Source organism: Aeromonas sp. HMWF015, from assembly GCF_963878965.1.
In the GTDB taxonomy this organism is placed as follows: domain Bacteria; phylum Pseudomonadota; class Gammaproteobacteria; order Enterobacterales; family Aeromonadaceae; genus Aeromonas; species Aeromonas veronii.
This window is the reverse complement of the sequence record NZ_CAWNZT010000159.1, coordinates 42,133-48,048: the sequence shown is the minus strand read 5'-3', so window position 1 is coordinate 48,048 and position 5,916 is coordinate 42,133. Positions and strand designations below refer to the sequence as shown.

Sequence of the window (5,916 nt, the reverse complement as noted above, 5' to 3'; positions counted from 1 at the left end):
GCTTGCATGGCATGCAAGAGGTCCGCGGTTCGATCCCGCGTAGCTCCACCAAATTCAGAGTGACTGCCGGTCATTCACACAAATCGGGGTTATAGCTCAGCTGGGAGAGCGCTTGCATGGCATGCAAGAGGTCCGCGGTTCGATCCCGCGTAGCTCCACCAAATTCTTGTTACAAGAAATACAAAGGCCACCGCATCGCGGTGGCCTTTTTGTTTTCTCCATACGTCCGCGCCTTTCATTTGTAAATCCAATGACCTGAATGAAAAAGCCCGCGAGACTCGCGGGCTTTGCTTGCACTATTCAGATGCGCTTGTGGTTAACGGCGACGTCGCCAGGCCAGCGGTAACAGGGTCAGCAGGCCGAGTCCCAGTGCACCGCCGCCTGAGGAGGTGTCAGGTTTGGTGGCATCGCTCTCCAGTCTCAGGTCGACGATGATGGGGTCATGGTCGGAGGCACTGAAGGGGTTGTCAGACTTGAGCAGGGTGCCGGTGTACTGGCTGCCGTACTCGAACAGGGAGCTTTCGAAGGAGTTGATGTGCCAGTCGGCGACACCAGCCACCTTGCTGGCCAGCGCCGGGTTGGCGAGGGCATAGTCCAGGGTGCCCAGCTCCCCGTCGTAGCTGTAGGAGATGGCTTTCTCCTTGTTGAATTTGACGTTGAGATCGATCAGGCCGTAGCTGCGAGTCACTTCGCGACCGAGCTGTTCATAGGACTGTTCACCGATAAAGGTGTGGGAGGCCGATACGATCTTCCGTTCGCTGGTGGCCGGGTTGTAGTCGGTCAGTACTCGGATCGGATCTTCCTTGGCGTAGGAGTTGAAGTCGCCCACCAGCAGCACCTGGCCCGGCAGTTTGCTGACCGCCTCACCCAGCACCTTGGCGGCAGAGACCCGGAACTCGGTGCACTTGCCCTGCAGGTCGGCCGGTTCTGTCTTGCCATCGCCATTTTCGTAGCAGCCTGACCCCTTGGATTTGAGGTGGTTGACCACCAGCGTCAGCGGCTCCTTGCTCTTGGCGAGGGTGAAGGTCTGAACCAGAGAATCGCGCTGACCGGCTGTCTTGGCCACACCACCAGTGGTGTAGCGCTGCTCCGGCAGCTTGATGACGCTGGCATCTCCGCTGGGGGTGAGCAGGGCAGGACGGTAGATCATCGCCACCATGATGGCGTCGCCGCCGAAGAACTTGCCATCGGTAAGTGCAGTGACCGGCAGACGCACATAGGCGTAGTGTTTGCTCGCATCCTTCTGCTGTTCGTTGAGGCGGGTCACCAGATTGTGGAGGGCCGAGTTATCCTCGAAGCCGTTGTTCTCCATCTCCATCAGGCCGAGCAGATCGGCATCCATTGCGGTGATGGCATTGACGATCTTGGTGCGCTGTTTCTCGAACTCGGGCTGGCTCTTGGCACCCCGGTTGCAACCTTTGGCGTTGTCGGCATCCGCCTGATCCTTGCACAGGATATTGAGTGCGCCGCCGATGCTGGAGTGACTGGTGAAGTAGTTGAGTACGTTGAAGCTGCCGATCCGCAGATCGCTGCCAGCGAGGCGAGCCGGCGCGTCTTGACGATCCTCTTCAGGGCTGCGCAGCAGGGCGCCGGCAGTCAGGGTGACATCGCTCGGTACCACCAGACGGAACGCATCCTTGTTGTATACGATGACCCCCTCCAGCCCGGTCAGTTGATCACCGATGCGCAGATATCCCTGATCGGCATCCCAGCTCGGGAACCAGGGTAGTACGCCATCCGGTGCTTTGTAATCAGACTCGACTACCAGACGGTTGCTGCCATTTTGGGTGGCCAGCGCGACAGCATCTGCACTGTTGGCGACATGGAGTTGGGTCGGTTTGATCAGTGGGGTTTTGTGGGCCAACTCTACGTTGTTGCGATAGACCTTGTAGTCGAAGCCGTAGTTGCGGGTCAGGTGCAGGTCACTGCTGCTGTCGAGACGTACCCGCATCCCTTCGTGGCGATTGAGGGCTTGCGCCAGCGTCTCCCCTTCATTGACCTGCAGTACGCTGGTCGGCACATTCAGCCCTTGTGCGGTGACTTGCAGGCGGGCTTTGCTGGATTCGAAGGTGGGTTTGAGCTGGGTACCGCCGTAGTACTCCTCGACCTTGGCTTCGAGGCAGAGTTCAGCCCCCGGTTTGATGTCTTTATATTTGGTCGCGAAGTCCTTGTCGTTCAGATAGACAAAGATGCCATCAGAGGTGGCTGGATTGCCATCGCCCACCGGGTCGGTCAGATAGAACCCCTTGGTCAGGCTTTGGCCCAGCGTCGTCACGATACCGCGAACGTTGAAGGTGCCCGGGCTGATTTTACCGGTCACATTGCCGTTCTTGTCGGTCACGGTCTGGGTGGCCAGCGCGCTGGCGGAGCCTGTGCCCTGAATGGTCGGGATGGGAGTGAGTTGAGCCGGATCGGACGGGCAGACAAATGCCGCATGGGCGCCTGAGGATGCAAGTGCCAGCCCCACGGCCAGCGACAGCAGGGTACGAGTACCTTTCATAGGTGTTCCTTTTTTATTTTTGCCAGTGATTCCATAGCCTTGGCTCGTTGACCAAGGGCGCGCATTGTCACATTTCTGGCATGTCATACCAGTGAGCCAACGCACATTAAATGAATCTGGGAAGGCGCGGGAAAGCGTTTTTATGATCCCAGTAACGATATGATTTTGTTGATAATTTAATCAATTTTAACCCTGTGATCATGACGCTTTCGTGGCAGGGGATAATTCTCTTTGAGAATAAAGATTGAGGGGATCTTGTCGCCTTCCTATACTGGGTTCGTTCCTCACGGAACCCAGGTAAAGGGCAAACCGGCAGTGATGTCGGGGCGCAATGCTTCCGGTCTCGATCGTGGATCCAGATAGCGGGGTTTCCCTGGGTGAGGGGTGGTTTTTGTGGCAGGTCCATTGCCAGTTGTCTGCGCCCATCATGCAGGTTGCGATTGTTCTTTGCCTTGGTGACCAAGCCAAGACAAAACAAGGAAGATAACAATATGCAACAGCTCTTCAGACCCAGCAGGCTTGCCATGCTGGTCGCCCTTGCGGCTGCGCCCGCCTGGGCTCAGGCCGCTTATCCCGCCTATAAATCCGGTACTGCCTACAAGGCTGGCGATATCGTCAGCAACGTCGGTGCCCTCTACGAGTGCAAAGAATTTCCCTATTCAGGCTGGTGCGGGGCATCCCCCTATCACTATGAGCCGGGGGTAGGTGTGGTCTGGGCAGATGCCTGGAAGCCCTATGGTGGCGAGGTGCCCCCTCCGGCGCTCGGCGTAGCCGTCAGCTCACCGGCTGCCGGTGCCAGCTTCAACGAAGGAGCCAGCGTGGCGCTGGCGGTGAGCCTGAGCGGCCCGGTGACGGCGCTGGTTAAAGTGGAATACCTTGTCGACGGCAAGCTGGTGGCCACGGCGAGCGCCTCGCCCTGGAGTGCCAGTTGGAGCGCCGCCGGAGTGGGAGGCCATACCCTCAAGGCTCGCGCGCTGGATAAAGATGGCAAGGTACTGAGCGAGGCGGATTCGAGCTTCAACGTCGCCGCCGTGGTGGCGCCCGAGGCGCCCAAGGCGAGCATCAGCAGCCCGGCCAATGGAGCCAAGGTGACGCTGGGTCGCAGTGTGGCGGTGAGCGGCAACGTCACAGATGCCAACAACGATGTGGCCAAAGTCGAGCTCTATGTCGACGGCAAGAAGGTGGGCGAAGATACCACTGCCCCCTGGCAGGTGAACTGGACACCGGATGCCAAAGGCAGTGCCGCCCTCAAGCTGGTGGCCACTGACAAGACCAATCTGAGCGGCGAGTCGGCGGCGGTGACCGTCAATGTCGAGGAGGCCGCGCTGCCGCCCACCGGTGGCAACCTCTCTTGTGACATTCGCCAGGTCTATCGCCCGGATGGTTACGAGTGCATGGGGGATGACCATGCCCGCCGGGTCATCGGCTACTTCACCTCCTGGCGCACCGGCAAGAACGGCCTGCCCGCCTATCTGGTGAGCGATATTCCGTGGAACAAGATCACCCACATCAACTACGCCTTCGCGGCGGTGGATGAGCAGACCCATCAGGTCAAGGTGGACGACGCTGCCACCAAGATGACCTGGGATGGTGTGCCGGGTGCCGAGATGGATCCTGAATTTGCCTACAAGGGCCACTTTAACCTGCTGTCGAAGTACAAGAAGCAGTATCCGGACGTGAAGACCCTCATCTCGGTCGGCGGCTGGGCCGATACCCGCGGCTTCTACACCGCCACTACCAAGGGTGACTGCTCGGTCAATACTGCCGGTATCAACACCCTGGCTGACTCGGCGGTGAGTTTTATCCGCCAGTACGGTTTTGACGGGGTCGATATCGACTACGAATACCCCACCTCGATGAAGGATGCGGGCAACCCCAACGATTTCCCGCTCTCCAACCAGTGCCGGGCCAAGCTGTTTGCCAATTACGAGGTGCTGATGAAGACCTTGCGGGCGCGGCTCGACAACGCCGGTAACGAAGATGGCCGCAAGTATATGCTGACCATCGCCTCACCGGCTTCTGCCTATCTGCTGCGCGGGATGGAGAACTTCCAGGTCACCCAGTACCTCGATTACGTCAACCTGATGACCTATGACTTCCACGGTGCCTGGAACCACTTTGTCGGTCACAACGCTGCCCTGTTCGACAACAATGCCGACCCCGAGCTCTCCCATTGGGGCGTCTATACCCAGACCCAGTTTGGCGGTATCGGTTACCTCAACGCCGCTTGGTCTGCCCACTACTTCCGTGGTGCGCTGGCGGCTGGCAAGATCAACGTTGGCGTGCCCTACTACACCCGCGGTTGGCAGGGGGTGAGCGGTGGCAGTCATGGGTTGGGTGGCAAGGCAGCCCTTCCGAGCCAGAACGAGTGCCAGCCGGGCACAGGTGGCAGCACCATTCCGTGCGGCAACGGGGCGGTCGGCATCGACAACATCTGGCATGATCTCGACAAGAACGGCAAAGAGATCGGCGGTGGCGCAGTGCCCATGTGGCATGCCAAAAACCTGGAGCACGCGGCCAGCCTCGGCATCACCACGCTGCCGAGCTATGGCACTGCCTGGGGTCTGGATCCCAACAATCCGGCTCACGTGATGCAGGGCAAGTATGTGCGTTACTACGATGACAAGGCCCACGCGCCCTGGCTGTGGAATGAAGAGAAGAAGGTGTTCCTCTCAACCGAAGATGAAGAGTCCATGGGCTACAAGCTCGACTACATCATCAAGCGCGGTCTGGGTGGCGTGATGTTCTGGGAGATGGCGGGTGATTACGCCTTCGATCCGGCCAAGAACGAGTACGGCATGGGCAGTACCCTGACCACCCTGGCTTATGAGAAGTTTGCCAAGGCAACTCCGTACAACACCAAGCAAAACGATCTGGCCGCGCCGAGCGCCCAGCTCGACATCCAGATCAGCCTCTCCGGCTTCAAGGAAGGGGACTCCAACTACCCGATCAACCCGAAACTCAAGCTGGTCAACAAGTCGACCCAGACTATTCCGGGCGGCGCGCGCATCGAGTTTCTGGTGCCCACTTCCACCTCTGACACCATCACGGATCAGAGTGGCATGGGGCTGAAAGTGGTGGAGAGCGGTGGCAACGACAATTCGGAAGGTATTGCCAATGAGAAGGATTTCCACAAGGTCGCCATGAACCTGCCGGGTTGGCAGACTCTGACACCGGGGGCCGAGATTGAAGTCGCCATGACCTACTACCTGCCCGCCGCTGGCGTGCCGAGCGGTATGCGCATCATCAGCGGCAGCCAGACCATTGGTCTCAAGGCCGAGTTCCCAACCCTGCCGGAGGCCGTGCTGGGTTCGGGTGGCGGCGAGAATCCGGGCACCAGCTGCAGCAGCCAGAACGTCAATCCGGCGGCCTACAAGGCCTATCCGAGCTGGCCGCAGGGGGATCATGCCAATGGC

At 59.3% G+C, this 5,916-nt stretch carries 2 protein-coding genes, 1 tRNA gene and 1 riboswitch; of the genes, 2 read left to right on the top strand and 1 reads right to left on the bottom strand.

Annotated features, from left to right (window positions below; translation table 11 throughout):
• Positions 1–85: 85 nt before the first annotated feature.
• Positions 86–161: transfer RNA gene (locus tag AACS18_RS08185), tRNA-Ala, on the top strand.
• Positions 162–316: 155 nt separating this feature from the next.
• Here the strand turns inward: AACS18_RS08185 and AACS18_RS08180 are convergent.
• On the bottom strand, positions 317–2,500 hold the full coding sequence (locus tag AACS18_RS08180) for an ExeM/NucH family extracellular endonuclease (protein ID WP_108614099.1): 2,184 nt from the start codon (positions 2,498–2,500) through the stop codon (positions 317–319).
• A 293-nt stretch (positions 2,501–2,793) separates the two neighbouring features.
• A riboswitch (cyclic di-GMP riboswitch) is annotated at positions 2,794–2,876 on the top strand.
• Positions 2,877–2,991: 115 nt separating this feature from the next.
• On the opposite strand from AACS18_RS08180, the gene AACS18_RS08175 reads away from it, so the two are divergent.
• On the top strand, positions 2,992–5,916 hold a 2,925-nt coding region (locus tag AACS18_RS08175; RefSeq protein WP_258228888.1), incomplete at its 3' end, for a glycosyl hydrolase family 18 protein.